The sequence below is a fragment of the Paenarthrobacter sp. Z7-10 genome, from assembly GCF_026932795.1.
Lineage (GTDB): Bacteria > Actinomycetota > Actinomycetes > Actinomycetales > Micrococcaceae > Arthrobacter_M.
The window spans coordinates 67,924-93,290 of the sequence record NZ_JADPVH010000007.1 but is presented as its reverse complement, the minus strand read 5'-3'; the positions used below and the strand labels follow the sequence as shown (position 1 = coordinate 93,290).

23 protein-coding genes, 1 pseudogene and 1 riboswitch are annotated in these 25,367 nt (G+C 65.4%); of the genes and pseudogenes, 12 read left to right on the top strand and 12 right to left on the bottom strand.

Features of this window, described 5'->3' with window-relative positions; genetic code table 11:
- The 5 genes and pseudogenes from IV498_RS03890 to IV498_RS03870 all read right to left on the bottom strand — a co-directional run.
- Window positions 1-602, bottom strand: a pseudogene (locus tag IV498_RS03890) (hypothetical protein); the annotation flags it as partial.
- Window positions 603-788: 186 nt separating this feature from the next.
- The gene (locus IV498_RS03885; RefSeq protein ID WP_269045231.1) at window positions 789-1,415 is read right to left on the bottom strand and encodes a TetR/AcrR family transcriptional regulator; all 627 of its coding nucleotides are present in this window, start codon (window positions 1,413-1,415) and stop codon (window positions 789-791) included.
- Between the two features lie 94 nt (window positions 1,416-1,509).
- Window positions 1,510-2,847: a phenylacetate--CoA ligase PaaK gene (gene paaK / locus IV498_RS03880; protein WP_269045230.1), complete on the bottom strand. Its 1,338-nt coding sequence runs from the start codon at window positions 2,845-2,847 to the stop codon at window positions 1,510-1,512.
- A 62-nt stretch (window positions 2,848-2,909) separates the two neighbouring features.
- The gene (locus tag IV498_RS03875; RefSeq protein ID WP_269045229.1) at window positions 2,910-3,341 is read right to left on the bottom strand and encodes a PaaI family thioesterase; all 432 of its coding nucleotides are present in this window, start codon (window positions 3,339-3,341) and stop codon (window positions 2,910-2,912) included.
- 184 nt (window positions 3,342-3,525) lie between these two features.
- Complete coding sequence (locus IV498_RS03870; protein WP_269045228.1) at window positions 3,526-5,769, bottom strand: S9 family peptidase; 2,244 nt, start codon at window positions 5,767-5,769, stop codon at window positions 3,526-3,528.
- A 246-nt stretch (window positions 5,770-6,015) separates the two neighbouring features.
- Between IV498_RS03870 and paaA the strand changes: the two genes are divergently transcribed.
- From paaA to IV498_RS03840, 6 genes are all read left to right on the top strand, one after another.
- A complete protein-coding gene (paaA, locus tag IV498_RS03865; protein WP_269045240.1) occupies window positions 6,016-7,026 on the top strand; it encodes a 1,2-phenylacetyl-CoA epoxidase subunit PaaA in 1,011 nt (336 codons plus the stop codon).
- Window positions 7,023-7,373 (top strand): 1,2-phenylacetyl-CoA epoxidase subunit PaaB, encoded by a 351-nt coding sequence (gene paaB / locus IV498_RS03860; RefSeq protein ID WP_269045227.1) that lies wholly within the window; start codon window positions 7,023-7,025, stop codon window positions 7,371-7,373. The genes paaA and paaB overlap by 4 nt, the downstream gene beginning before the upstream one ends.
- Complete coding sequence (paaC, locus tag IV498_RS03855; RefSeq protein WP_269045226.1) at window positions 7,370-8,236, top strand: 1,2-phenylacetyl-CoA epoxidase subunit PaaC; 867 nt, start codon at window positions 7,370-7,372, stop codon at window positions 8,234-8,236. The genes paaB and paaC overlap by 4 nt, the downstream gene beginning before the upstream one ends.
- Window positions 8,236-8,793, top strand: a complete 558-nt coding sequence (paaD, locus tag IV498_RS03850; protein WP_269045239.1) for a 1,2-phenylacetyl-CoA epoxidase subunit PaaD — start codon at window positions 8,236-8,238, stop codon at window positions 8,791-8,793. The genes paaC and paaD overlap by 1 nt, the downstream gene beginning before the upstream one ends.
- Window positions 8,793-9,986 carry a 1,2-phenylacetyl-CoA epoxidase subunit PaaE gene (gene paaE, locus IV498_RS03845; RefSeq protein WP_269045225.1) on the top strand — a complete coding sequence of 398 codons (1,194 nt, stop codon included), beginning with the start codon at window positions 8,793-8,795 and terminating at the stop codon, window positions 9,984-9,986. The genes paaD and paaE overlap by 1 nt, the downstream gene beginning before the upstream one ends.
- A 68-nt stretch (window positions 9,987-10,054) precedes the next feature.
- The gene (locus IV498_RS03840) at window positions 10,055-10,846 is read left to right on the top strand and encodes an enoyl-CoA hydratase/isomerase family protein (protein WP_269045238.1); all 792 of its coding nucleotides are present in this window, start codon (window positions 10,055-10,057) and stop codon (window positions 10,844-10,846) included.
- 181 nt (window positions 10,847-11,027) lie between these two features.
- Here IV498_RS03840 and IV498_RS03835 read toward each other — a convergent pair whose 3' ends face one another.
- Window positions 11,028-11,480, bottom strand: coding sequence for an Lrp/AsnC family transcriptional regulator (locus IV498_RS03835; protein WP_269045224.1), 453 nt, complete (start codon window positions 11,478-11,480; stop codon window positions 11,028-11,030).
- A gap of 221 nt (window positions 11,481-11,701) precedes the next feature.
- Here IV498_RS03835 and pdhA point away from each other — a divergent pair, with 221 nt between their 5' ends.
- From pdhA to IV498_RS03810, 5 genes are all read left to right on the top strand, one after another.
- On the top strand, window positions 11,702-12,844 hold the full coding sequence (gene pdhA, locus IV498_RS03830) for a pyruvate dehydrogenase (acetyl-transferring) E1 component subunit alpha (RefSeq protein WP_269045223.1): 1,143 nt from the start codon (window positions 11,702-11,704) through the stop codon (window positions 12,842-12,844).
- A gap of 164 nt (window positions 12,845-13,008) precedes the next feature.
- A complete protein-coding gene (locus IV498_RS03825) occupies window positions 13,009-13,998 on the top strand; it encodes an alpha-ketoacid dehydrogenase subunit beta (RefSeq protein ID WP_442951273.1) in 990 nt (329 codons plus the stop codon).
- A gap of 2 nt (window positions 13,999-14,000) precedes the next feature.
- Window positions 14,001-15,524, top strand: coding sequence for a dihydrolipoamide acetyltransferase family protein (locus IV498_RS03820; protein WP_269045236.1), 1,524 nt, complete (start codon window positions 14,001-14,003; stop codon window positions 15,522-15,524).
- A gap of 17 nt (window positions 15,525-15,541) precedes the next feature.
- A complete protein-coding gene (locus tag IV498_RS03815) occupies window positions 15,542-16,348 on the top strand; it encodes an MBL fold metallo-hydrolase (RefSeq protein ID WP_269045222.1) in 807 nt (268 codons plus the stop codon).
- A gap of 25 nt (window positions 16,349-16,373) precedes the next feature.
- Window positions 16,374-17,579, top strand: coding sequence for an MFS transporter (locus IV498_RS03810; protein ID WP_269045221.1), 1,206 nt, complete (start codon window positions 16,374-16,376; stop codon window positions 17,577-17,579).
- Between the two features lie 31 nt (window positions 17,580-17,610).
- On the opposite strand, the gene IV498_RS03805 is transcribed toward IV498_RS03810, so the two are convergent.
- Window positions 17,611-18,546 (bottom strand): phosphatase PAP2 family protein, encoded by a 936-nt coding sequence (locus tag IV498_RS03805; protein ID WP_269045220.1) that lies wholly within the window; start codon window positions 18,544-18,546, stop codon window positions 17,611-17,613.
- Window positions 18,547-18,647: 101 nt separating this feature from the next.
- Between IV498_RS03805 and IV498_RS03800 the strand changes: the two genes are divergently transcribed.
- Complete coding sequence (locus IV498_RS03800; protein WP_269045219.1) at window positions 18,648-19,637, top strand: o-succinylbenzoate synthase; 990 nt, start codon at window positions 18,648-18,650, stop codon at window positions 19,635-19,637.
- Here the strand turns inward: IV498_RS03800 and IV498_RS03795 are convergent.
- The 5 genes from IV498_RS03795 to acs are packed head-to-tail and all read right to left on the bottom strand — an operon-like array spanning window position 19,625 to window position 25,179.
- On the bottom strand, window positions 19,625-20,098 hold the full coding sequence (locus IV498_RS03795) for a flavin reductase family protein (RefSeq protein WP_269045218.1): 474 nt from the start codon (window positions 20,096-20,098) through the stop codon (window positions 19,625-19,627). The genes IV498_RS03800 and IV498_RS03795 overlap by 13 nt on opposite strands.
- Window positions 20,095-20,592, bottom strand: coding sequence for a CoA-binding protein (locus tag IV498_RS03790; protein ID WP_269045217.1), 498 nt, complete (start codon window positions 20,590-20,592; stop codon window positions 20,095-20,097). The genes IV498_RS03795 and IV498_RS03790 overlap by 4 nt, the downstream gene beginning before the upstream one ends.
- On the bottom strand, window positions 20,589-21,959 hold the full coding sequence (locus IV498_RS03785; protein WP_269045216.1) for an O-acetylhomoserine aminocarboxypropyltransferase/cysteine synthase family protein: 1,371 nt from the start codon (window positions 21,957-21,959) through the stop codon (window positions 20,589-20,591). The genes IV498_RS03790 and IV498_RS03785 overlap by 4 nt, the downstream gene beginning before the upstream one ends.
- The gene (sfnG, locus tag IV498_RS03780; RefSeq protein ID WP_269045215.1) at window positions 21,959-23,137 is read right to left on the bottom strand and encodes a dimethylsulfone monooxygenase SfnG; all 1,179 of its coding nucleotides are present in this window, start codon (window positions 23,135-23,137) and stop codon (window positions 21,959-21,961) included. Before sfnG ends, IV498_RS03785 begins: the two co-directional genes overlap by 1 nt.
- Window positions 23,134-25,179: an acetate--CoA ligase gene (gene acs / locus IV498_RS03775; RefSeq protein WP_269045214.1), complete on the bottom strand. Its 2,046-nt coding sequence runs from the start codon at window positions 25,177-25,179 to the stop codon at window positions 23,134-23,136. Before acs ends, sfnG begins: the two co-directional genes overlap by 4 nt.
- A 6-nt stretch (window positions 25,180-25,185) precedes the next feature.
- Window positions 25,186-25,285, bottom strand: a riboswitch (SAM riboswitch).
- Window positions 25,286-25,367 lie beyond the last annotated feature (82 nt).

Below are 25,367 nucleotides of genomic sequence, written 5' to 3'. Positions count from 1 at the left end.
AGCGTGGCCCGCCACTCACTGAGCCTGCCGGTGGACAGGGCCGTGAAGGTATGCGGCATCTCGGCGAGGGCTTTGGCGAACCCCAACAGCCGCCCGCCGCTGGCCGGGGACTCACGCCGGGCCAAAGCGACCTGCGCACCGACCCCTTTACCCAACTGATCAGCCGGGACACCCGCCGCGTGCTGGCAGCGGCGGTGGGAAACATCCAGGGCGACCGCGGCCCGGGCCTGCGCCGCGGCAGCAGCGGACTTCAAGTCCTCCAACACCCGCAACTGATCAATCAGGGCCGCATCATCAACCCCAGTATCCAACCACGCCAACGCCGACACCCAGCCAGCAACCAAGGGCACAGCCGCCACCCCCGAAACCGGTACCGGAACCCGGGCTGGTGCCGCAACCCGGGCTGGTGCCGCAACCCGGGCTGGTGCCGGAACCTGGGCTGGTGCCGCAACCCGGACTGGTGCCGGAACCTGGGCTGGTGCCGGAACCTGGGCTGGTACCGGAACCCGGGCTGGGACAGCGCACAAGGCCGGCGCGAAGACCGGCGGTGACTGCAGCTGCGCAGCCCGCCCAGGCTCTTCCCGGTTCCCGATGTCGTCCATAAAACAACGCTACCGCCGCCCACCGACATTATTCAGCGGCCATCAACAGCCCACCGCCAAGCCTTCACCTGCGCTTCCGGTTTCTACGCCAGCTGCCTGTTGTTGGTCCGCCGTCGGGTCCGGAGCTGTCTGGTAAGTAAGTGGCCGCCCATGCGCCGGAGAATGCTTTGAAGCCCCTGCCAGGTCCTAATTGTGCAGTCCGCTGAAGGCCATCCTGATAACGTCGTCGGCCAGCCGTTCCGGCGACAGCGATCCGCCGGGCCTGTACCACTCGACGATCGAGTTGATGGTGCCGAAGAGCAGGCGGGTGATGGTGCGCGGATCCATGTCCTGGCGCAGGGATCCGTCCTGCTGAGCGTTTCCGATCAATCCGGCCACCCGGTGATCGAAATCCCGGCGTCTGGCCAGGGCATCACGCTCCATCTCGGTGTTGCCGCGGAGCCGCAGCAGCAGAGTGACAAAGGGCAGCTTGTCCGTCAAAACCGCCACTGTCCGCCGGAGCACGTATTCCAGCCGGCTGCTCGCCGGCCCAGTGTTCGCGTCGGGTTCGGCCAGTATTCCTTCCAAACCGCCGAGCGCCTGCTCCAGGGCCAGTCGGAGCAGCGCCTCCTTGGAAGGAACGTGGTGGTAGATCGCCGACTTGGAGATGCCCAGGTTCTCCGCGAGGATGCCCATCGAGGTTGCTTCATAACCGTGTTTATTGAAAACCTCGACGGCGATTCGCAGCACAGACTGCTGGTCGTAGCCTGGCCGGCCGCGTTTAACTGCAATGTCCGCGGCTGGAGGGACTGTTTCCGTGGGCTGGCTTGGCATGTCGCTCGGTTTCTGCTGGACGGCTTCCGCAGGGCAAGGTGCACTGTCGGGATGGGATGGCGGACCGGGGCAGGTTCCGGAGCCGAATGCGGTTTTACTTAGGTGGGCGCAGGTCGTAAATCCGCCGCAGCTTCCCGTTGGAGCGCTCAAGTGAGCCGGGCTCGACGACGACGATCTTCGCCGAGGATCCGATATGGATCTTGATCTGCTCCTGAAGTGTGGCCGCCGCAGCAAGCCGGTCCTCCGCCGTCGTGCCCTCCCGCGGCTCGATCCGGATGGCGAGCTCGTCCATTCGCTTACCCTCGGGGCGGCTCAGTTCCAGCTGGAAGTGCGGGCTGAGGACGGGAATGCGCAGGGCGATTTCCTCAATCTGGGAGGGAAACAAATTCACTCCGCGCAGGATGATCATGTCGTCGCTGCGCCCGGTGATGCGGCCCATCCGGCGCATGGCGGGCCGGGCGGTGCCGGGCAAAAGCCGGGTCAGGTCCTTGGTGCGGTAGCGGATGATGGGCAAGGCTTCTTTGGTCAGCGAGGTGAAGACCAGTTCGCCGGGTTCGCCCATGCCCAGCACGGTGGAATGATTGAATGGGTCGATGATTTCCGGCCGGAAGTGGTCCTCCCAGATATGGCAGCCGTCCTTGGTCTCCACCGATTCACCGGCGATCCCGGGGCCCATCACCTCAGAGAGCCCGTAAATGTCGCAGGCATCCAGGTTCATGCCCACCTCCAGCTCATGGCGCATTTCCTCGGTCCAAGGTTCGGCGCCGCAGACCGCGAATTTCAGTGAGGTTTTCCGTGGGTCCAAGCCCCGCTGGGTCATCGCGTCCATGATGGTCAGCAGATAGGTGGGCGTACACATGATGACGTCCGGTTCGAAATCCTGGATCAGCTGGATCTGCTTTTCCGTCTGACCGCCGGACATTGGAATGACAGTGGTTCCGAGTGCTTCGGCGCCGTAATGGGCGCCCAAGCCGCCGGTGAAGAGACCGTAACCGTAGGCCACATGCACCTTATGGCCGGGCCGGACGCCCGAGGCGCGCATGGAACGCGCGACCAAGGAAGCCCATGTGGCCAGGTCCTTTTGCGTGTACCCCACCACAGTGGGCCGTCCGGTGGTGCCGGAACTGGCATGGATCCGGGCCACCTGGCTCTGCGGTACGGCGAACATGCCGAAGGGGTACTCCGCCCGCAGATCTTCCTTCGTGGTGAAGGGGAACTTCGCCAGGTCGTCCAGGTTCCGCAGGTCGTCCGGATGCACGCCTGCAGCATCAAATTTGCGCTTGTAGAGCGGCACCCGGGCGTAGGCATAGGCGAGCGTTTCCTGCAGCCGAACCAGCTGCAGCGCCTCCAGCTCGTCCCGGCCCATGGTCTCCTCGGGGTCCAACAGTGCGGGATCCAGCCGGGAGGAGTTCGGTGTTGCGGAGACTGTCATCGTTGACTGACCTCTCTGGGGTTGTGTCCGGGCGACAGGAGCGCCCGCCGGGGTGGAAAAGTCTAGCCCTTGCGGGGCACAGTGCGGCTGCGTCCGCGGAACTCGGCCAGCAGGTCCGCGCCAGAGGGATCGCCGGCAAAAACCTGAACGTCATAGAGGCCGCTGCGTCCTTGCTTCGCACGACGATCGGCCACGGCGGTAAGGAGCTGGCCTTCGCGGCTTGATTTGAGAAAGTTTACGTCCGCCCCAGCCGCTACCGTCATGGAACTGCCATCGCCGTCGGCCGGGTTGCAGGCGAGGGCGAAGGCCGTGTCGGCAAAGGCGAAGATCATCCCGCCGTGGGCCATGCCAAAACCGTTCATCATTTCCCGGCGCAGCGTCATTTGGATGGTTGCGTGGCCGTCGTCGAGCCGCGTCACTTCGATGCCCATCCAGGCCGAGGCGTGATCATTGGTGAGCATGGGATGAGCGGTGCCCGCTGAAGTCGTTGCCATCTGGCGCCTCTCGTATTTCCTTACCGAATGTTCATTAGGTAATACCCCCGGGTAGGGCGCTGTCAAGCTCAATTCGCGCCCCCACCCGCATCGACTGAGCAATCCGTGCGCGATTCAGGCCTGGATCGCGCACCAAGTGCGCACTCGATGGTGGTGGCCGGGGATGGGGTGGGGAGGGCGGGAGTCAGCGGAGCTGGGTGGCTCCGAGGGCGTCGGCCAGGAAGGCATAATCCCACGCCCGGGTCTTCCAGCCCTCGTACCGTCCGGAGGCACCGCCGTGGCCGCCGTCCATTTCGATCTTCAGCACAATAGGTTCGCTCCCGGTGGTCTCTTCCCGCAGCACCTGCACCCACTTGGCCGGCTCGACGTACAGCACCCGGGTGTCATTGAAGCTGGTGACCGCGGCGATCCTCGGGTAAGCGACGGGTCGGACGTTCTCGTACGGCGTGTACTCCTTCATGTAGCGGTACACATCCGCGTCAGTGATCGGGTTGCCCCATTCCTCCCATTCCAGCGCCGAGAGCGGCAGATCCGGATCCAGAATGGTGGTCAGGGCGTCCACGAACGGCACTTGGGCGACGACGGCGGCATACTTTTCGGGGGCCAGGTTGGCCACCGCTCCCATCAGCAGGCCTCCGGCGGAGCCGCCGAGGGCGCCGATCCGGGCTGCATCGACCCAGCCGGAGCCGGCGAGCCAATCGGTGGCGTCGACGAAGTCGGTGAAGGTGTTTTTCTTGAACAGCTTCTTTCCCGCGTCATACCAGGGCCGGCCCATCTCGCCACCGCCGCGCACGTGCGCAATGACGAAGACGATGCCGCGGTCCAGCAGGGACAACCGGGAAATGGCGAAGGCCGGATCCATGCTGATCTCGTAGCTGCCGTACCCGTAGATCACGCCCGCGTTGGAACCATCGCGCGGCAGGTCCGCCCGGCGGATCACGGACAGCGGGATCCGGGTACCATCCGACGCGTCGGCCCACTCCCGCTCGGCCACATAATCCGCCGCCGAGTAGCCGCCCAGCACCGGGGTTTCCTTGCGCAGCAGCAGCTCTCCGTCCAGATGGGTGGCGTTGGCGGAATTGCCGGAATTACCGGAATTGCCGGAATTGTCGGACGGCAGGGGTAGAACGTAGTCATAGATCCGCGGTGGGGTCAGAAAGGAGGTGTAGCCCAGCCGGACCACCGGCGCCTCATAATCGGTACCGCCCATGTTGGCGGTGTAGAGCTCCTCATCGAAGGCCGGCTCGATCGCGGCAGCCTGTTCCGGGCCCCCCAGGCCTGCCAGTGGGATCACCTGGATCCGCTCGATCGTATCCCTGCGGACGGACAGGACCAGGTGCGTTTTGGTGACTGTCGCGCCATTGACCCGTACGCCGTCGTCGTGCGGGACGACCGTGAGCCATTGCTGCTCCGCCAAGGGCTTGCCCAGCTCGGTCGTGTCCAGCAGCGACACCATCGAGTTGACGGCATCTTTGTTGTGCGTGAGCAGGACCTTCTCCACACCATCGAGCAGGAAAGGCTCGGCCTCGTAGAGAATGCGCTCGTCCCGGGAAATGACCGTCCGCAGCCCGGCGTCCGGGTCAGCAAAGCTCAGGTACCGTGTCTCGCTGTACTCGGCGCAGCCGATGCTCAGTACCAAGGACCGGCGGTCGGCGGAGAGCTCGAAACCGGTCCACATGGCCACGTCATCCTCCTGATAGAGGATCACGTCCCCGGAAACCGGGCTGCCGAGGCGATGCGACCTGACCTGGTACGGGCGCCAGGAATCATCGACGACCGTGTAGAAGAGCTGGCTGCCGTCGGGGGAGAACGCCAGACCATAAAAAATGTTTTCCAGCACGTCCGGGAGGAGTTCGCCGGTGCGCAGATCCTTGATCTTGGCCGTGAAGCGTTCGTCGCCGGCGTTGTCCACGGCGTAGGCGTGTAGATTGCCGTCCTGGGACACTGCCGCGCCGCCGATCGAGAAGAAGGGCTTGCCCTCCGCCTCAGCGTTGCCGTCCAGCAGCACGCGCTCGCCCGGAACCGGCACGCCGGCCTCAACGAGGGGAGGCGTCCAGTCCGCCACCGGGTCCGCCGTACTGGCGGCCGGAACCCGGCACTGGATGCCGTATGCCTTGCCCTCTTCCATTCGGGAGTAGTACCACCAGTCGTCCTTGCGGCTGGGCACCGAAAGGTCCGTTTCCTGGGTTCGGGTCTTGATTTCGTCGAAAATGTCGCTGCGCAGCTTCTCCTGGCCTGCCGTGACGGCATCGGTATAGGCCTGCTCCGCCTCCAGATGAGCCTTCACCTGAGGGTTTTCCTTCTCCCGGAGCCACTCGTAGCTGTCCGTGAAGCTGTCCCCATGATGGGTTCGGGTGGCGGGAATCTTCTTGGCGACGGGCGGGGTGGGAATCGTCGTCCGGGTTGCCGGGTCAGCGCTCTCAGTCATGTCAGCCACTCTAGAGACCAGCTGGGAGGCATTTCCACCGGAAAGGAGACCGGCCGGGGGCCTGCATCGGGACAGTCGGGCCACCGCCGCCCGAAATGACTCAAGTCAAGATGCTCGCGGAAGTGTTTTGCCTTGACGTGCATCACAGCCGGTGGATATCCTGAACGAACGGTCGGTAATTATTCCGGGTGTCCGGTGCACGAATATACGGTGCGCAGATTAACCCGAGCACAAATATGAGGAGCAATCATGGTGCAGAATCTGCAGGCTGTCAGCGATTCCCAATCCGAACAGGTGCGGGAATCTGCGGCGTCCGGCCAGGCATACTTTGACCGGATCATGGCCGAGGATTCACGGATTGAACCTCGCGATTGGATGCCTGAGGCCTACCGCCGCACGCTGGTCCGCCAGATCTCCCAGCACGCCCACTCGGAGATTATCGGTATGCAGCCGGAGGCCAACTGGATCACCCGGGCGCCCAGCCTGAAGCGTAAGGCCATCCTGATGGCCAAGGTGCAGGATGAAGCCGGTCACGGGCTCTACCTCTACTCCGCAGCAGAGACACTGGGCACTCCGCGGCAGAAAATGACCGAGGATCTCATCGCCGGCAACGCGCGCTACTCGAGCATCTTTAACTATCCGGCCGTGTCCTGGGCGGATATGGGAGCCATCGGCTGGCTGGTTGACGGTGCCGCGATCTGCAATCAGGTGCCGCTCTGCCGCGCCTCCTATGGTCCCTACGGACGGGCCATGGTTCGGGTCTGCAAGGAGGAATCCTTCCATCAGCGCCAGGGTTTCGAGATTCTGCTGGAGCTGGCCAACGGAACGCCGGAACAGAAGCAGATGGCGCAGGACGCGGTGAACCGCTGGTATGCGCCGTCGCTGATGATGTTTGGGCCCCCGGATGATGATTCGCCCAATTCCAAGCAGTCCATGGCCTGGAACATCAAGCGCTTCAGCAACGATGAGTTGCGCTCGCGGTTTGTGGGCATGATGGTGGAGCAGGTCGAGGTACTGGGGCTGACCCTTCCGGATTCCGAGATTCGCTTTAACGAGGAAACGAAAATGTGGGAGCACGGCCCGTTGGACTGGAACGAATTCCGTGAGGTGCTGGCCGGCCGTGGACCGTGCAACGCGCAGCGGATGGAACGGCGCCGGGAAGCGCACGAAAACGGGGCTTGGGTCCGTGAGGCAGCCGCCGAGTATGCGCGCAAAACGGCCGCTTGGAGTGCCGAAGCGGCGGGAGTCGCGTCATGACCGGTGGGTCCACGACGGGCGACGACGGCGCCAAGGCCACGCCTGCGGCCGAATCGATTCCGGCCTCCACGCCCTGGCCGCTGTGGGAGGTGTTTGTCCGCTCCAGCCGCGGTCTCTCGCATGTGCACGCCGGCTCCCTGCACGCCCCCGATGCGCCGATGGCGCTGCGCAACGCCCGGGACCTGTATACCCGCCGGAACGAAGGCGTCTCCATCTGGGTGGTTCCGGCGGAAGCGATCGCCGCCAGCGACCCGGATGCCAAGGGCTCCTTCTTCGAGTCCCCGCAGGGCAAGGATTACCGGCATGCGACGTATTACACCAAGAGCGAGGGCGTGAAGCACCTGTGAGCGGCCTAACCGGAACGGAATCGGCCGGCGGAGACGGTTCGGCAAGCGCCACCCGGATCACGCCGGGTAATGCGCTGCGCCCCGAAGACATCGCCCTGCAGGTCAGGCAGGGTACGGCCAAGCCCTCTGCGGATGTGGCCGAATACGCCCTCCGGCTCGGCGATGACGCCCTGATCCTGGCACAACGGCTGGGACACTGGATTTCCCGGGCCCCGGAGCTCGAAGAAGACGTGGCACTGGGCAACATCGCGCTGGACCAACTGGGGCACGCCCGGTCATTCCTGACCTATGCCGGAGCGGCCTGGGGCAAGACCGAGGACGAGCTGGCCTACTTCCGCCGTGAGCCCGAGTTCCGCTCGGCGCACCTTTTCGAACAGCCCAACGGGAACTTCGCCGTGACCATCGCCCGGCAGTTCATCGTCTCCTATTACCAGTTCGAGCTGTACCGCCGGCTGGCAGCCAGCACTGACGCCACACTGGCGGCGGTCGCCGCGAAGGCGGTCAAAGAAGTGGACTACCACCGCGATCACAGTGCGCAATGGATCCTCCGGCTTGCGCTGGGCACGGACGAGTCGCGCCGGAAGATGATTGCCGCCCTGGCATTGGTCTGGCCCTACCTGGCTGAGCTCTTTGAAGATGACGACCTGACCGCCCGGCTGGGGGCAGCCGCCGTTGTGCCGTCATCGCTGCGGGCGGACTTCGACCGCCTAGCCGGGCAGGTCCTGGCCGAAGCGGAGCTGGACCTCCCGCAGGTTCCCGCCGCGCCCGGCGGCGGCCGGTCGGGACGCCACTCCGAACATTTGGGCTATCTGCTGGCCGAAATGCAGGTGCTCGCGCGCGAGTTCCCCGGAGCGACGTGGTGATGGTCGTGGACAGGTACGCGGACCGGGCCGAGCTGGGCCTGCGCCGCAAGCAGAGCGCGGATGAAAAGGCGTGGGCCATCGCCGCCACCGTCTGCGATCCGGAAATCCCGGTGCTGACAGTGGAGGATCTGGGCATCCTGCGCAGCGTCCACCTGTTCGACGACGGCGGCTTCCTGCCCGCCGTCGAATGCACCATTACCCCCACCTACTCCGGCTGCCCGGCGATGGATGCGATCCGGGACGATCTGAGTGCCGCCTTCAAAAGTGCCGGCTATCCCAGTGTCCACGTCCAGCTGGTGCTCTCCCCGACATGGACCACGGACTGGATGAGCGAGGCCGGGAAGGCCAAGCTGGCTGCCTATGGCATCGCGGCGCCCTCGGGACGTTCGGCCGCAGGCGGGCACTCGGGTACCGTCCGGCTGTCCCTGCAGGTCAAATGCCCGCAGTGTTCGTCGCTGAACACCAAGGAACTGACCCGGTTCGGTTCCACCTCCTGCAAGGCACTCTATGTCTGCCAGGACTGCCGGGAGCCCTTCGACTACTTCAAGGTGCTTTGATGACCGCCACCGCAACGCAGGAAGCCTCCCGACGCAGGGCTTCCTTCCACGCCCTGACCGTTGCCGAGGTCCGCCGGCTCACCGAGGACGCCATTGAGGTGACCTTCGCCGTTCCGGCCGAACTCGCCGGGCAGTACGACTACCTTCCGGGGCAGTACGTGGCCCTGCGGACCACGCTGCCGGACGATTCCGGGGAACCGCAGGAAATCCGGCGCAGCTATTCCATCTGTGCCGCACCCGTCCAGTTCCCGGATGGCAGCAGCGAAATCAGGGTGGCGGTCAAAAAAGACCTGGGCGGGCTGTTCTCCACCTGGGCCAATGCCGAACTGGCGGCAGGTGCTGTGCTGGAGGTGATGAGCCCCACGGGTGCCTTTATCTCCCGGCACGGCGGTTCCCGCAACGTGATGAACAGCATGAATCATCCCGAGGAGTTGGCGGCCGAGCCCGGAAACTTCGTCGCGATCGCCGCGGGCTCCGGCATTACTCCGGTGATAGCCATCGCGCGGACACTGCTCGCGGCTCACCCGGGCACCCGCTTCGATCTGATTTATGCCAACAAGGCCGCCATGGACGTCATGTTCCTGGAAGAGCTGGCGGATCTGAAAGACAGGTATCCCGCGCGGCTGGCCCTGCACCACGTCCTCTCCCGGGAGCAGCGGATTGCGCCACTGATGACGGGCAGGATCGATGCGGAAAAGCTGCAGGCCCTGCTCGGCTCGGCGATCCACGCCGAGGACATCAGCGAGTGGTTCCTCTGCGGACCCTTTGAACTGGTCCAACTGTGCCGGGACACGCTGGCGGCCCGCGGCGTCGCACCGGAAAATATCCGCTTTGAGCTGTTCAGCACCGGCCGGCCGGACCGCCCGGAGGGCCAAATCGGCCGCCCAGTGGTTGCCGACGATTCCGCCGAACAGTACCGGATCACCTTCACCTTGGACGGGCTGCAGGGTGAGGTGTCGAGTCCGGTGCACGCCCGTGAATCGATTCTGAATGCCGCGCTGCGGGTCCGCCAGGACGTCCCATTCGCCTGCGCCGGAGGAGTCTGCGGCACCTGCCGTGCCAAGGTGCTGACCGGGACCGTGGAGATGGCGGAGAACTACGCGCTGGAACCGGACGAAGTGGACAGGGGATACGTCCTGACCTGCCAGGCCCGCCCCACCACGCCCGCCGTCACTGTGGACTACGACGTTTAGACTGGGCAGCCCGCCTGCCACACCGCCATTTGAGCGCCATTCCGACAGACGAGGACTCCACCATGACCATGATCGACTTGTCCATCCGGAACGGTATTGCCGAGGTCGTGCTCAACGCGCCGGGAAAGCTGAACGCGCTGGACGAAGCTGCGCTCGCTGATCTGGGAGCCGCGTACGACGACGCCGCTGCGGCCGCCGCTGCGGGGAACGTTCGGGCGCTGCTGCTGCACGGAACGGGCCGGGCATTCTGCGCCGGCCGGGATATCTCCTCGGTGCGGCCCGCGGACGACGATGCGATGGCCTATCTCGGTGGGCTGGTGACACCCCTGCTGCGCAAGATGAGCTCCTTTCCGGCACCGACGTTTGCCGCGGCGCAGGGCGCCTGCCTGGGTGTAGGGCTCGGACTGCTGGTCGCCACCGATGTGGTCTATGTGGCGGACAATGCCAAAATCGGCTCGCCCTTCGCGAATCTCGGGGCCACGCTGGATTCCGGCGGCCATTGGCTGTTTGCGGAGCGGCTGGGAATGCACCGCACCCTGGACCTGATCTATACCGCGGAGCTGATGAGCGGTGCCGAGGCGGTCTCCTCGGGGTTGTTCAGCCGCGCGATGCCGGCCGCGGATCTGCTGGAGCGGACCCGCGCCACCGTGGCCAAGGTCGCGGACGGTGCAACCGGAGCCTTCCTGGCCAGCAAGGAACTTGTCGGCGCCATCCGGGACCAAAGACTGGGACTGTGGGCCGCTGTCGAACGGGAAAACGAAGCCCAGGCGGCACTGTGCCGCAGTGCCGACTATGCCGAGGGCTTCGCAGCCTTTCAGGAAAAGCGCAAGCCCCATTTCGGGCCAGCCGACGTTAGTTAGGCAACCTTTCGGCAACGATTCCGCAAAGTCCGGGACTTTGTGCCTCAGGCAACGTTAAATGGGAGGTGGCCGGGAAGGCTGCCCGCTTTGGGGGAATGAAGGAAGAACGGCCTTCATTTTGCGGTTGGGCACTTTCCCGGCCAATCTGTTTTGCCGGGGCTGCCCTGCAGCTGTGCGGCGGCTAGCGGGTGTCCATATCCTCGAACACCAGGAAGGTCTGTGTGTCCAGGACGCCGGGCATCGACTGGAGTTGATCAAAGATAACGCGGCGCAGGTCCACATTGTCCACCGCCCGCACCAGCAGAATCACATCAAAGTCCCCGCCGACCAGGGCAACATGGTGGATCTCCGGGATGGCGCGAAGTTTTTCGCGCAGCTCCCGCCAGGAATGCTGGCGGACCTTGAGTGTGACGTAGGCCGACGATCGCAGCCCCGCTTTAATGGGATCCACCAGGGCCGTGAACTTGGTCAGCACACCGTCGGCGGTGAGCCGGGAAATCCGCGAATATGCATGGGCCCGGGAAATATGGACGTTCTCTGCCACGGCGGTCACGGACATCCGCCCATCGCGGGTGAGCTCCTGCAGGATGCGGCGGTCAACATCATCCAGCGGTGCGGGATCAGGCTCCGGCATGGTTCTCCTTCCAGGGATCAAGCGGGAGAACATAATTGCGGGTAAGCCAGCTCACATCTACGTTCTGTCTTCCAGAATAGGGTATTTGCCGGATACTTTCCAGACATCGGCCCGAAAGTGGATACGAAACGTCGCAGGAATCCATACTGGAAATCCAGAACATCTTTCCCTGCGGCGGCTTCAGGGGCCGCCGCAGGGACTACGCCAAGGAGGATGGTTCCGTGAGCACACACACCGAGGGCTCGGTCAGGCCGGAGGACTATCTGCTGCCATCGTCCCAGCCGGTCCAGCTGATCGACACCGCGGGAACCGTGACCACCGATCCGGGGTACAAGGAACGCTACGAGCTTCCGTCCGCCGCTGAACTGCTGCACGGATACGAGCAGCTGGTCGTGGGCCGCCGCGTGAATGACCAAGCCTCGGCGCTGGTGCGGCAGGGCAGGATGGCTGTTTATCCCTCCTCGCACGGACAGGAGGCGTGCCAGGTGGCCGCCGCCCTGTGCCTTGCGGAGGGTGACTGGCTGTTTCCCACCTACCGGGACACCGTGGCCGTGATGGCGCGAGGGGTGGATCCGGTGGAGGTCATGGAGCTGCTGCGGGGATCCTGGCACAGCGGCTACGACCCGTATGAGCACAACGTTGCCACCCAGTCCACGCCGCTGGCCACCCAGCTGCTGCATGCCGTCGGCGTGGCCCACGCCGCCAAACTCAAAGGTGAGGACACCGTCGTCGTCGCCCTCTGCGGCGATGGTGCAACCAGCGAAGGTGACTTCCATGAGGCGTTGAACTTCGCCGCGGTTTTTCACGTGCCGGTGGTCTTCTTCGTGCAGAACAACCAATATGCCATTTCCGTGCCGCTGATCCACCAGAGTGTTGCTCCGTCGCTGGCGCACAAGGCGATCGGCTACGGCATGCCCGGTGAGCGGGTGGACGGCAACGACCTGGCCGCCCTGCTGGCGGTGCTCGCTCATGCGGTGGGCCGGGCGCGCGACGGCGGTGGGCCGTCCCTGATCGAGGCGCACACGTATCGGATGCAGTCCCATACCAACGCCGACGACGCCAGCCGGTACCGCGCTGACGATGAGGTTAAGCAATGGGTGCCGCGGGATCCGCTGCTGCGGTTGAAGAGCTATCTTTCCGGTGCCGGTTTGCTGGCTGCGGAGGAGGAGCAGCGGATAACCGCCGAAGCCGAACGCGTGGCCGCGGTGCTGCGCGACGGCCTCAACGCCGAGGTCCAGGTGGACCCGCAGGATCTGTTCCGATTTGTCTACAGCCAGCCAACGCCGCAGCTGCGCGAGCAGGCCGCGATGCTGCACGAAGAGCTGTCCCGCGAAGCCACCTCCAGCGAAGGAGCCCAACCGTGACCACCACCTCAGATCAGACCCGGCAGGGCGGAGCCCCGGCAGCCGGCGACCGGCAGGTCCAGCCGGCGGGCGCAGGGGAAGCCCAGCCGGCAACGCCTTCGGGAACTTCGGGCGGTCCGTCGGGAACGGTGAGCCTGACCTTCGCGAAAGCCTTGACTTACGCCATGGAGGACGCGCTGGCGGCTGACGCGTCCGTCGTCGTCTTCGGTGAAGACGTCGGCACCCTGGGCGGGGTCTTCCGCATCACCGACGGCCTGACCAAGCGTTTCGGCGAGGAACGCTGCTTCGACACCCCGCTGGCCGAATCCGGAATCATGGGAATGGCCGTGGGCATGGCAATGAACGGCATGCGCCCGGTGGTGGAGATGCAGTTTGACGCCTTTGCCTACCCGGCCTTCGAGCAGGTGGTCAGCCATGTCGCGAAGATGCCCAACCGGACCAAGGGCCGGGTCAAGCTGCCTCTGGTGATCCGGATTCCCTATGCCGGCGGCATCGGCGGGGTGGAGCATCACTGCGATTCCTCCGAGGCTTACTACGTGCATACTCCGGGCTTGACCGTGCTGGCCCCGGCCACCGTGGCGGACGCGTACACCATGCTGCGCGATGCCATCGCCTGCCCGGATCCGGTGGTTTTCCTGGAGCCGAAGAAGCTGTACTTCTCCAAGGAGCAGGTGGATCTGGATGCGCTGCGGGCGCGGTATGCCTCGAAGGCGGCCGGCGGCGGCCCCCAGCAGCCGGCCAGCTCCATCGGGAAGGCCGTGATCGCGAGGGCGGGAACTGACGCCACGCTGATCGCCTATGGCCCCTCCGTGCCAACGGCGCTCGCCGCAGCCGAAGCCGCGGCGCTGGAGGGCCGGTCGCTGCAGGTCATCGATGTGCGCTCCCTGGTTCCCTTCGACGACGAAACCGTTTGCGCCGCCGTCCGTGGCACCGGACGCGCCGTCGTCATTGCCGAAGCACCAGGTTTCGCCTCCGTGGCCGCGGAAATCGTGGCTCGGGTGCAGGAACGCTGCTTCCACTCGCTGGCCGCACCGGTGCGGCGCGTCACGGGCTTCGACATTCCCTACCCCGCGCCGAAGCTTGAACACCACTACCTGCCCGGAGTGGACCGCATCCTCGACGTCGTTGATGAGCTCCAGTGGGAGGACCAGTGAGCATGCAGGTTTTCCTACTGCCCGATTTGGGTGAAGGTCTCACCGAGGCGGAGCTGGTGAACTGGCTGGTCAAGGTGGGCGACGAGATCCGCGTTGACCAGCCGATCGCGGAGGTGGAAACGGCGAAATCAATCGTGGAGGTGCCGTCTCCGTTCGCGGGCGTGGTGGCGGTGCTCCATGGTGAGGCCGGCCAAACCCTTGATGTGGGCAAGCCGCTGCTCTCCGTGGAAGCGGGTTCGGCTGCAGGTTTGCCTTCGGGTTTGCCTGCGGCTCCCGCGGCCGATTCCCCTGCGGAGAGTTTCCTGGTTGAAGCGTCTGGCGGGACTGGTGCCAGGTCTGACACCGGGACTGGTGCCAAGTCTGACACCGCGACTGGTGCCAAGACTGACGCCATGGCCGCCTCCGGGGCTGAGGCCGCGACCGGTGGCTCGGGGAATGTGCTGATCGGCTATGGAACGTCCGGCCACGGTGCTGGCGGCCGGACCCGACCGCGGAAGGTTGCATCCGGGGAAACTGGCGTGGGCACTGATGCTGCTGTCAGCGTTGCTCCCGCCGCAGTCTCCTCCAACGCTGGCCCTGCCAAAGCCGGCACCGGCACCGGCACCGTGCCGTTGGTGATTTCTCCGCTGGTGCGCAAACTCGCCCGGGACAACGGCGTTGCGCTGGCGGGACTCACCGGAACCGGCAGGGACGGCCTGATCCTCCGCAAGGACGTCGAGGCCGCCCTGCCGGCTGCCTTTAGCCCTGCCGGTGCAGATACCGGGGCAGATACCGCTGGCGCTGCCGCCGAGGTTGATCCCCGATCCGGGCTGGAAGTGCGTTCCCGGACACCGATCAAAGGCCTGCGCAGGACCGTCGCCGCCAATCTCAGCCGGAGCCGCAGCGAGATTCCGGAAGCGACGGTCTGGGTGGACGTTGACGCGACTGCGCTCGTTCAGCTGCGCCAGCAGATGAAGCGGGCCGAGACGCCGGCAACTGCGGGGAGTACGCCGGGACTGCTCGCCTTTATTGCCCGGTTCGTCATTGCTGGACTGGCCAAGTTCCCGGAACTGAACACCCGGGTGGACCCGATGGCGGATGGCAACGGGATCGTGGCGTTCGACGGCGTTAATCTTGGCTTCGCCGCACAGACGGAGCGCGGGCTGATGGTTCCGTCCATCCGGCATGCGGAAAAGCTCAGCGCCCGCCAACTGGACGGAGAGATCCGCCGGCTCACCGCCGTCGCCCGCGAAGGCAAGGCCAGCCCGGCGGAACTGACCAGCGGAACATTCACGCTGAATAACTATGGTGTCTTCGGCGTTGATGGCTCCGCCGCAATCATCAATTATCCTGAAGTGGCAATCCTGGGCGTGGGGCGCATCATTGACAAGCCGTGGGTGGTGGCGGGAGAGCTCGCGGTGCGGAAACTTACCGAACTGACCTTGGTCTTCGACCATAGGGTCTGTGACGGCGGAACGGCCGGCGGCTTCCTGCGCTACGTGGCCGATGCCATCGAGAACCCGGGCGCGGTGCTGGCGGACTTGTAGAGAGTGTGGAGAATCGAATGACGCAGGTGCAAAAGGTCGGAGCCGGAAACTACGTGCTCAGCACGGCAGGAGCACTGCTGAACACCGGGCTGGTGGTTGGCGAAGCCCGTGCCCTGGTCATTGATACCGGCTGCGGCCCCCGGCAGGCGGCGGAAATTTTGGCAGCAGTCCGCGGCATCACCGAGCTCGAGCTGGTGGTGGTGAACACGCATGCGCATTATGACCACTTTTTTGGCAATGCGGTGTTTGCCGGTGCCGGTGCCACCGAAATCTGGGCGCATGAAAATGCGGTGCGCGAGATGGAGGCGTCCGCCGAGCAGCGGACGATGCTGCCGGACAGTGAGCCCGAAATGGCCGCCGGAAAGGGCGAAGGCACCGAGATTGTGCTGCCCACCGCCGTCGTTGGCAGCCAGCCGGTGATCGTTGATCTGGGTGGCACTCCCGTGACCCTTTTCTACCTGGGCCGGGGCCACACCGACGGCGACCTGCTGGTGGGTACGGCTACGACGCTCTTTTCCGGCGATCTGGTGGAGCAGGGGTCGCATCCTTCCTTCGAGGATTCCTTTCCGGCGGACTGGGCCTACTCCCTGCGCCAGCTCTCCGCGCTGCGGCACCGATACGAATTCCTGGTGCCTGGCCACGGCCAGCCGGTGGACGACGAATTTGTGCGGACCATGGCCAACACCATGACCACCGCGGTGCGGCAGGCAAGGCAGGCAACCCGTGAAATGCCTAACGACGCCACAAAGGCCATTCCGATCCTGCCGTACGGGCCGGAACAATCCCGCTGGTTCATCAAGCGGCTGCAGGAAACGAGCTCCTAGAGCCGTCCCGTCTACAGTGGGATAAATGAGCGCACCGAACGGCCCGGCCGGATTCAACCTCCGTAAGATCGCCGTTCCGGCTTTTGGTCCGTCACTGTTGTTCGGAATCGGTGAAGGAGCGATCCTTCCGGTCATCGCCCTCAGCGCCCGCAGCCTGGGAGCCACAGTTGCCACAGCGGCCCTGATTGTCACACTGATCGGAATAGGCTCCCTGCTGAGCAATATCCCGGCATCGGTCATCACCGCCCGGTACGGAGAACGGCTCGCCATCGTGGTGGCCGCAGGGATCAGCCTGGTCGCCATGTTGATGTGCGTCGTCGCGCCCACCATCTGGGTCTTTGCAGCGGGAATTTTCCTGATCGGAACGGCTTCAGCGGTGTTCAACCTGGCCCGGCAAAGCTATCTGACCGAGGCCGTTCCGGTGCATTTCCGGGCCCGCGCGCTGTCCACCCTGGGCGGTGTGATGCGGATCGGCATCTTTCTTGGGCCCTTCGCCGGAGCACTGGCCATCCATCTCCTCGGACTCTCCGGATCATATTGGGTGGGAGCCGGTGCGGTGCTGCTGGCCGGAGCAGTGGCCTGGACCCTGCCGGATCTGGTGCATCCAACCCACGCCCGCGCGGGAGCTGCCCCGGCGCCCACAATTCGCTCGATTGTCACCAGCCACGGCCGGCTCTTTCTGACGGTGGGAATCGGTATCCTGCTGGTCAGTGCGGTGCGGGCGTCCCGGCAGGCCGTGCTCCCGCTGTGGGCTGAACATCTCGGCTTGAATGCCACTGTGACGTCCCTGATCTACGGGCTCTCCGGCGCGGTGGACATGCTGGTCTTTTACCCCGCGGGCAAGGTGATGGACCGGAAGGGGCGCACCTGGGTGGCGGTTCCGTCCATGCTGCTGATGGCCATCGCACTGCTGTTGATGCCGCTGAGCACCGGGGCCGTGTCACTTTTGCTGGTGGCCCTGCTGATCGGCTTCGGCAACGGGATTGGTTCCGGCATGATCATGACCCTGGGGGCGGACTACTCACCTTCACCCGGTCGGGCACAATTCCTGGGCATCTGGCGATTTCTCTCCGACATCGGCAGCTCTGGCGGTCCCGGACTGCTGTCTGGCATAACGGCCCTGGCATCGCTGGCCGTGGGAATCTCTGCCACCGGGCTGCTGGGGGTCGCCGCCGCGGCCGTGCTTTGGTACTGGATATCGCGGACTCCGACAACGGCACGCCTGCGCTGACCGGGCACGGCTGCCCGGCGGTCCCGCCCTGTCAGTGCATATGTCGCCGCGAGCTGCGTCGTCGAGGCCTGTGGCGGCGTGTCTGCAGGGCAAAAACCAGTGTTCCGGCCACGGTGAGCAAGTATCCGCAGACCGCGATCAGTGCCACGCCCGTCCAAAAGTAGTTCGTCGTGCTGGTCCGGCTGCCGCCGGCGGGGGTGAGTTGCTGCAGGACGACGGCGGCCATTCCCGCCGCAGCGACCGCCGCCAGCAGCGAGAGCAGCGGCCAGGCCCGGGACGCAGCCCAATGTTCGCCGAAGCCGTCCCAAACATTCCAGCCCGGTCCGGTCCGCAGGATCACCAGGCCCGCCAGTGCCGTCCAGAACGTCACGATCAGGAACGCCGCCACCACGTCCGCCGGCCGATGCCAACCATTGATCACCGTGGACACCCCGGAGAAAATCGCATAGCTGCCGCCGGCGAAGCCCACCAGCGGACGCCAGCGTGGGGAGACGACCAGGAATACCGCCGCAGCGGAGGAGGCAGCCAGTGTGCTGTGTCCGGACGGGAGGGAGTTCAGGCCCAGCGTCACGATGCCGCGGTCAGGTCGGTCCGGCAGCGAGAACTTGAGCACTTCCGTGCACAGGTTGGCTGCGGCCATGGCGCCCACCGCGATTCCCGCCACCTTCCAGCGCCGCCTCTTCAGGCAGACAAACAGCACAACGAGGGCGGCGATGATCACTGAAGTGACAGGCAGCGCATCGAGGAAGCCTGCCACCTGGACCCCCACGACGGCCTGGACGCGGGACGCTTCATCCAGCGCGGACTCGTCGATGTACTGACCCGTAAAGGTCCGCACGAAGAAAACATACGTGGCGATCAGACCCGCAACCGCGGCGGCGGCGCACAGCAGGAACAGTACGGCGTGCGGGGCCGCCTTGGCTGGGGTCACCGAGCGACGTGCCGGCTTGCGGGTGTTCGAAGTCATCTCCTCTAGGCTCCCACAATCCTGGCCCGTCCCGGCAACGGACACCGGGATTCCGATCCCGGCCGGCGGGGTCCTCGACCAGCCGGGGCTAGAGTAAAACCATGCCGCAGCTGCCTTCCCTGGATGCCCTTCTCGCCGCCGCCCATGTGGTTGCGCTGCCCATGCGGGTGAAGTTCCGCGGCGTGCTTGAGCGTGAAGTGCTGCTGCTGGACGGGCCCGCGGGCTGGGCCGAATTCGGATCCTTTCCGGAGTACGACGACGACGAGGCCTCACGTTGGTTGGCTGCGGCAATCGAGGCGGGCTGGGAGGGATTCCCGGCTCCGGTCCGGGACCACATTGCGGTCAATGCGACGGTCCCGGCGGTTCCCGCCGCACAGGTTCCCGAGGTCCTCGGCTCCTTTGACGCGGCCGGCACCGTGAAGATCAAGGTTGCCGAGCGCGGCCAGACGCTGGCCGACGACGTCGCCCGGGTCGCCGCCGTTCGCGCGGCGCTGCCGATGGCCGCGGTCCGGGTGGACGCCAATGGTGGCTGGTCCGTCCCGGAGGCGGTCACCGCCCTCACACGGCTGGCGGAGTTTGACCTGGAGTACGCGGAGCAGCCGGTTCCCAGCATCGAGGGCCTCGCGCAGCTGCGCCGCACGATGCGTGCCGGTGGCGTGCCGGTGCTGATCGCCGCGGATGAGAGCGTGCGGAAGGAAACGGATCCACTCGCGGTGGCCCGGGCCGGTGCGGCGGACCTGATCATCGTCAAGGCGGCCCCGCTGGGCGGGGTGCGCCGCGCGTTGAACATTGTTGCCGCCGCCGGCCTGCCCGCCGTGGTCAGCTCGGCACTGGATTCCTCGGTGGGTATCCGGGCCGGGCTGGCGCTCGCTGCCGCACTGCCCGAACTTCCCTACGCCTGTGGCCTCGGCACTGTCTCGTTGATGGCTGGGGACGTGGTGCGGGATTCCCTGGTCGCGGCCGACGGCGGCATGTACCTCCGGGACGTTGCCGCCGATCCCGAGTTACTGGAACGCTTCGCCGCGGGCAGCAGCCGCCGGCAATGGTGGCTGGACCGGCTGCGCCGCTGCTACGCCGTTCAGAGGCCGTAGCCGCCGCGGTAGAAGAGCAGGGGAGGGCTGTCACCGCCCTCGGCGAGGCTGTGGACCCGGGCCGAAACAATGGTGTGGTCGCCGCCGTCGTACTCCGCCCACAGTGTGCAGTCCGCCCAGGCGATCACACCGTCCAGAATGGGGGCACCGGAGGGGGCCGGGGTCCAGCCGACGTTGGCGAACTTGTCGCTGCCGGAGCGGGCGAAGGCGTTGCTGATACTTTCGTGCTCGTGTGAGAGGACGTTGATGCAAAAGCTCTCCGCCTCGCGGATCCGCGGCCAGGTGCTCGAGCTGCGGGAGGGGCTGAAGCTCACCAGTGGCGGGTTCAGCGAGAGAGAGGCAAAGGATTGGCAAGTGAAGCCGATCGGGCCACTCCTGCCGATGGCTGTCACGACGGCGATGCCCGAAGCGAAGCGCCCCAGGACTTCCCGTTGGAGCGTGGATGCATCCAATGTTTTCACGCCAGTACCTGACGCTTGGCGGAGATGACGCCCGTGTTGAATCCCGCCAGATGCAGGCCACCGTGGAAGCGAGCATGCTCGATCTTGACGCAGCGGTCCATCACCACGCCCAGGCCAGCCGCCTCCGCTTTCCGAGCCACCGCCTCGTGCCAGGAGCCCAGCTGCAGCCAAAGGTTCTTGGCGCCGGCGGCGATGGACTCCTGCAGCACCCCGGGCAGGTCATCGTGCTTGCGGAAGACATCGACAATGTCCACCGGTTCCGGCACCTCGGCCAGCGAGGCATAGGTGCGCTGGCCCAGGATTTCCTTGACCACGGGGTTTACGTAGTAGACCCGGTACGAGGTGGAGGCGAGGTAGGTGGCCACGAAGTAGGACGCCCGGGAGGGCTTGTCCGAGGCGCCGATGATGGCGATGGATTTGGCGTTACGGAGGATGCCTAGGCGGTCGGCGGCGGAAGGCCCCTGCCACGTGCGGTCAGTGTGGGCGTTGCTCATGCGGTGGCTCCTTCACGTGCTTCGGTGGTGTTGGCGTGGGCCGTGCTGCCCTCGGCCGTGCTGCCCTCGGCGGGGCCGGTTGCGCGTTGAGCCGCGTCCAGAGCCTGGTCGAGGTCCCAGAGGATGTCCGCCAGGTCTTCGATCCCCACCGAGATCCGGATCAGATCCTCGGGAATTCCGGCGGCCGCGAGGTGTTCGGCGGACAGCTGCTGATGCGTGGTGGATCCCGGGTGGATCACCAGCGTCTTACAATCGCCGATGTTGGCCAGGTGGCTGGCCAGCTGCAGCGCATCGATGAACGCCCGGCCGGCCGCCCGGCCACCGGCGACTCCGAAGGAGAAGACCGACCCGGGCCCCAACGGCAGGTACCTCTTGGCCCGTTCATGGTGTGGGTGTGAAGGCAGTCCGGCGTACTTGACATAGGACACTCGGTCATCGCCATCCAGCCACTGTGCGACGGCCAGCGCATTCTTCAGGTGCTCGTCGAGGCGCTGCGGAAGGGTTTCCACTCCCTGCAGCAGCGCGAACGCGGCAAGCGGTGTCAGCGCGGGGCCAATGTCGCGCAACTGCTCGGAGCGCAGTTTGGTCAGGAAACCGTATTCGCCGAAGTTTTCCCACCAGGAAACGTTGCCGTAGGAGGCCACCGGCTCGGTCATAGTGGGGAATTTCCCGTTGCCCCAGTTGAACTTTCCGGATTCGACGACGACGCCGCCCAGCGTGGTGCCGTGGCCGCCGAGGAACTTGGTGGCTGAGTGAATTACGATGTCCGCGCCGTGCTCGATGGGCCGCACCAAGTACGGCGTGGAAAGAGTAGCGTCGACCACCAGCGGCACTCCGGCCTCATGTGCCACCCGAGCCAGCCCTTCGATGTCAGCAATGTCGCCGGAGGGGTTGGCGACGATTTCCGCATACACGGCCTTGGTGTTCTCCCGGATCGCCGCGGCGTAGTCCGCCGGATCCGTACCGGGCACGAAAGTCGTCTCCACCCCGAAGCGGCGAAGCGTCACATCAAGCTGGGTAATGGTTCCGCCGTACAGCTGCGAGGAAGCCACGATGTGGTCCCCGCTGCCGGCCAGCGCCGCGAAGGCGATGAACTCGGCGGACATGCCCGACGACGTCGCGACCGCACCGATGCCGCCCTCCAGCGAGGCGATCCGCTCCTCGAACGCGGCCACCGTGGGATTGCCGATCCGGGAGTAGATGTTGCCGTACTTCTGCAGCGCAAAGAGGCTGGCGGCGTCGTCGGTGTCCTTGAACACGAACGAGGTGGTTTGGTAGATCGGCACCGCGCGTGCACCATGCTCCGCATCGGGCGTCCCGCCGGCGTGCAGGGCACGGGTGCGGAAGCCGAAGCTGTGCTCAGCCATCAGGCGGACGCTCCCTGCAGGGCGGTGACGGGAAGCAAATCGTTGTTCAGCTCGGTTCCGTGCGCACGGGCGGCCTCGGACTCGAGTTCGCGCACGATCGGCAGGATGTCCCGGCCGAACGCCGCCACCTCCTCCTGGAAATGCAGGTAGCAGGTCAGCATCAGGTTCACGCCGCGTTTCTTGTACTCCACGATCCGGGTGGCGATCTGCTCCGGCGTTCCGATCAGCTGGGTCTTGAAACCATCGTTGTACTGAATCAGATCCTCGAAGGAGGAATCGGCCCACATTCCCTTTCCATCCTTGGTCGAGGCGCCGGCCTCCTGGACGGCGTCGCGGAATCCCTGCACGGCGGGTTTGTGCGCCTTGGCCACGATTTCGCGCAAAGTTTCACGCGCCTCCTTCTCGGAATCGCCGGCTATCACGAAGCCGTTGAGGCCGAATCGCGGCCGGCGGCCCACCTCGGCGGCGGAGGCCGTCACGCCGGCGATGTTTTCGCTGAAGCCTTCAAGATCCTTGCCGTTGGAGAAGTACCAGTCCGCCACGCGGCCGGCCGTGGCCTGGGCGGCGGTGGAGTTGCCGCCGAAAAAGACCTCCGGGTGGGGCCGTCCGGGAACGTCCACCGGCGACGGCTTCAAGGTGAAGTTGTTGATGTTGTAGTACTTACCCTGCTGGGAGTATCCCTGCTCGGTCCACAGCCCACGCAGCACCCGAATGAACTCCTCGGTGCGCACATAGCGCTCGTCGTGTTCAAGCCAGGGCAAGCCGAAGTTGACGAACTCGTCCTTGAGCCAGCCGGACACCACATTCACGGCGGCGCGGCCATTGGAGAGTTGGTCGGCGGTGATCATGAACTTGGCCAGCACCCCCGGGTGCCACATGCCCGGGTGCACTGCGGCGATCACCTTCAGCCGCTCCGTGGCACCGAGCAGGGCCAGCGAAAAGCTGGTGGCCTCGTGCTGTTTGTCAGCACCATAGGAGGCCGCGTAGCGGGCCTGAGTGAGGGCGTACTCAAAGCCGCTGTTCTCGGCGATCCGCGCCAGCTTCTTGTTGTAGTCGAAGCTGTAATCGGTGCGCTGTTCAATGGTGCTGACCACCAGGCCGCCGGAGACGTTGGGAACCCAGTAGGCAAATTTCAGCGGCGTGGAAAGGTCGATCCGGGGTGCGGGGAGGGTGCTCATGCGGTTTCCTTCTTCCGTTGTGCCAGGGCCGCGGTAATGCCGGCGATGGATGTTGCGTTCTGGAGCGACGCGGTGTCCCCAGTTGGGGCGCCTTCGTAGAGTTGACTGAGCAGCCGGCGCAGGATCTTGCCGGAGCGGGTCTTGGGTACGTCCGGGACGACGACGACGGCGGACGGCTTGGCGATCGGACCGATCTGCTGGGCCACGTGGGCGCGCAGTATCTCACTGACTGAACGCACCGCATTGACTGAACTGGCGGCCGCGGCCGCAGCGGCTGAAGCCGCTTCCGGACGCAGCACCACGAAGGCCACGATCGCATGCCCTGTCAGCGGATCTGCAACCGATGCCACGCCTGCCTCCACGACCAGGGGATGGGACACCAGCGCCGATTCGATCTCAATGCTGGAGAGCCGGTGACCGGAAACGTTGAGCACATCATCGGTGCGTCCCAGAATCCAGGCGTGGCCGTCGTCGTCGTATTTAGCACCGTCACCGGTGAGGAAATACCCCTGCGCGGCGTATTGGCGCCAATACGAATCCAGATAGCGCTGCGGGTTTCCCCACACTGCGCGGGCCATCCCCGGCCCCGGTCCATCCAGCACCAGCGAGCCGTGCACGCCGGGCGGAACCTGAACGCCGTCGTCGTCGACGATCAGCGCACTCAGGCCAGGCAGCGGTCGGGACGCGCAACCCGGCTTGAATGCCGCGTCGCCCGGTCGAGGTGAGAGTACCGCGGCGCCCGTTTCGGACTGCCACCAGGTGTCGACCACGGGCGCGGTACCCGCACCGAGATGGGCGCGGAACCACTGCCACGCCGCGGGATTGATAGCCTCGCCGACGGTGCCCAGCAGCCGGATCGAAGAGACGTTGTGGTGGGCGGGGATGCCGTCGGGGAACCAACCCATCAGCGCGCGGACCAGCGTGGGGGCGGTGTAATAGCTGGTGACGCCGTACCGCTCGATGATCTCGAAATGCCTGCCCGGATCCGGAACGTTGGGCGTGCCCTCGTAGATCACCTGGCTGGCGCCGTTGGCGAGTGGACCGTAAATCTCGTAGGTGTGCGCGGTGACCCAGGCCAAATCCGCGGTACACCAGTGCACGTCCGCAGCACGCTGCGCCGGATCCGGATTGCTGAACAGGAAGCGGAAACTCTGTGCGGCCTGGGTCAGGTAGCCACCGGAAGTGTGCAGCAGGCCCTTCGGCTTGCCGGTGGTGCCCGAGGTGTACATGATGAACAGCGGCGTTTCAGCGTCAAAGGCTTCAGCTGCATGGACATCGCTGGCTGTGCCAACCACGTCATGCCACCAACGATCGCGGCCGGGCGTCCAATCGATCGCCGAGCCGGTACGCCTGACCACCAGCACGTGCTCGATGGCGCTCTGCCCGGCGACGGCGGCATCCGCAGTGGTCTTGACCTCGACGGTGCTGCCGCGGCGGTACTGGCCGTCCGAGGTGACCAGCAGTTTAGCTCCGGTGTCCTCCACCCGGAAGCGCAGGGATTCGGCGGAGAACCCGCCGAAGACCAGTGAATGGATGGCGCCGATCCGGGCCACGGCCAGTGTGATGATGATCGTTTCCGGAATCACCGGCAGGTAGATGACCACCCGGTCGCCCTTGCCGATCCCCAGTGCGGTCAAGGCGTTGGCTGCCCGGCAGACCTCCTGCTGGAGTTCGGCGTAGCTGATGGCGCGCCGGTCGCCCGGTTCGCCCTCAAAGTAGAGCGCAGTCCTCGCGCCATGGCCGGCGGCCACGTGCCGGTCCACGCAGTTAACCGCGACATTCAGGCGCCCACCGGCGAACCATTGGATTTTAGGTACGCTCAGCGGCTGCGGGCCCGCCGGCTCGAAGGTATGCGTGGTGTGCCACGGCTGTTCCCAGTCCAGCTCGCGGGCAGCCTCCGCCCAGAACGCCACCCGATCACCGTTGGAGCGGGTGGGGTTGGAGTCTGTGGGGTTGGGATTGGAATCGGGGCGCAGGGGGCCGGGAAGCGGGGTCGGTTGCGGTGCCGGATGTTGGTCCACGGGAAAGTGGTGCGTCGTCATGAGGAAACTCCATCGGTCCTGGCATTAGCACCGTCCTGCACTGTTGAGTGCCAGGGGGTTGCTGCGGTTTCATCGATCCAGGTATCTCGGCCGCTCGGGATGGTCCTGACCTACTAAACACGAAATGACCGTCGGCTGGCCAGTGTTGCGTCATATTTGTACATGAGTTGTTTGTCCATGACGGCAGC

Bases quoted from the DNA above. Each gene is read 5' to 3' on its own strand.
- IV498_RS03885 (WP_269045231.1), bottom strand. From the start codon at position 1,415: ATGCCAAGCCAGCCCACGGAAACAGTCCCTCCAGCCGCGGACATTGCA.
- paaK (WP_269045230.1), bottom strand. From the start codon at position 2,847: ATGACAGTCTCCGCAACACCGAACTCCTCCCGGCTGGATCCCGCACTG.
- IV498_RS03875 (WP_269045229.1), bottom strand. From the start codon at position 3,341: ATGGCAACGACTTCAGCGGGCACCGCTCATCCCATGCTCACCAATGAT.
- IV498_RS03870 (WP_269045228.1), bottom strand. From the start codon at position 5,769: ATGACTGAGAGCGCTGACCCGGCAACCCGGACGACGATTCCCACCCCG.
- paaB (WP_269045227.1), top strand. From the start codon at position 7,023: ATGACCGGTGGGTCCACGACGGGCGACGACGGCGCCAAGGCCACGCCT.
- paaD (WP_269045239.1), top strand. From the start codon at position 8,236: ATGGTCGTGGACAGGTACGCGGACCGGGCCGAGCTGGGCCTGCGCCGC.
- paaE (WP_269045225.1), top strand. From the start codon at position 8,793: ATGACCGCCACCGCAACGCAGGAAGCCTCCCGACGCAGGGCTTCCTTC.
- IV498_RS03840 (WP_269045238.1), top strand. From the start codon at position 10,055: ATGATCGACTTGTCCATCCGGAACGGTATTGCCGAGGTCGTGCTCAAC.
- IV498_RS03835 (WP_269045224.1), bottom strand. From the start codon at position 11,480: ATGCCGGAGCCTGATCCCGCACCGCTGGATGATGTTGACCGCCGCATC.
- IV498_RS03825 (WP_442951273.1), top strand. From the start codon at position 13,009: ATGGAGGACGCGCTGGCGGCTGACGCGTCCGTCGTCGTCTTCGGTGAA.
- IV498_RS03820 (WP_269045236.1), top strand. From the start codon at position 14,001: ATGCAGGTTTTCCTACTGCCCGATTTGGGTGAAGGTCTCACCGAGGCG.
- IV498_RS03815 (WP_269045222.1), top strand. From the start codon at position 15,542: ATGACGCAGGTGCAAAAGGTCGGAGCCGGAAACTACGTGCTCAGCACG.
- IV498_RS03810 (WP_269045221.1), top strand. From the start codon at position 16,374: ATGAGCGCACCGAACGGCCCGGCCGGATTCAACCTCCGTAAGATCGCC.
- IV498_RS03805 (WP_269045220.1), bottom strand. From the start codon at position 18,546: ATGACTTCGAACACCCGCAAGCCGGCACGTCGCTCGGTGACCCCAGCC.
- IV498_RS03800 (WP_269045219.1), top strand. From the start codon at position 18,648: ATGCCGCAGCTGCCTTCCCTGGATGCCCTTCTCGCCGCCGCCCATGTG.
- IV498_RS03790 (WP_269045217.1), bottom strand. From the start codon at position 20,592: ATGAGCAACGCCCACACTGACCGCACGTGGCAGGGGCCTTCCGCCGCC.
- IV498_RS03785 (WP_269045216.1), bottom strand. From the start codon at position 21,959: ATGGCTGAGCACAGCTTCGGCTTCCGCACCCGTGCCCTGCACGCCGGC.
- sfnG (WP_269045215.1), bottom strand. From the start codon at position 23,137: ATGAGCACCCTCCCCGCACCCCGGATCGACCTTTCCACGCCGCTGAAA.
- acs (WP_269045214.1), bottom strand. From the start codon at position 25,179: ATGACGACGCACCACTTTCCCGTGGACCAACATCCGGCACCGCAACCG.